Annotated in this window: 1 pseudogene; it reads left to right on the top strand. The window is 39.0% G+C overall.

Annotation, left to right across the window (positions count from 1 at the left end):
* Positions 1–163, top strand: a pseudogene (locus F1E73_RS17190) (GTP cyclohydrolase); the annotation flags it as partial.
* Between the last annotated feature and the right edge of the window lie 591 nt (positions 164–754).

Here is a 754-nt window from a genome sequence, read left to right as displayed (position 1 = left end):
GGCTGTCATCTTTAACGAATACCATAAAACCTTCTCGGAAAAAGGAATTAAAACCTGTGTACGTACCCCAGAATTGGAAGAAAATACCGCTATCCAGCAATTATGGAAGCATTTTGATCCTAAAATTCACAAGAGGAGAAATACGTATCGGAAGGATCTGTAAGAAGGTGGGATAGTATTGAGTATAGAGTACAAAGTATTATGGACTGGGTCCCTCCCTCGGGCAAGCACGAGAACAAGAACTTTAGCTAACATAAGTTTGGGTATCTTTATAGAAATAAGGAATCTGCAATTTAAATGGCTAAACCATTACTACTCAATAATCAGGATACTATATAGTTGTGTGGCCTTAGTCCACGCGAAGCGAAAATCCTTATCCGCAGAGGACCGAGAAGTAAATGCAACGATTTGCATTTATAGCGAGGGGCCAGTTGGCGCGCTGGCCTTCGCTACGGCTGGCTCCTCTATCCAAAGGTACACCGTACCTTTGTCTCTATGCCCTAGACAAGCAATGAAATCGGAGATTCACGAAAACCATTAAAAATTAAATAAAAACCACTTGAGCTAAACCGACGAAGGAGGTTCATGAATACCATTGAAGTTAAAAATAGAAATGCATGAACTAAATCGTAGATTCACGAAAACCATTAAAAATTAAATAAAAACCACTTGAGCTAAACCGACGAAGGAGGTTCATAAATACCATTGAAGTTAAAAATAGAAATGCATGAACTAAATCGGAGATTCACGAAAT

It is taken from the genome of Arenibacter lacus (assembly GCF_008711145.1).
In the GTDB taxonomy this organism is placed as follows: Bacteria; Bacteroidota; Bacteroidia; order Flavobacteriales; family Flavobacteriaceae; genus Arenibacter; species Arenibacter amylolyticus.
The sequence above is the reverse complement of the archived record's forward strand: the minus strand, read 5'-3'. Positions and strand labels throughout refer to the sequence as shown.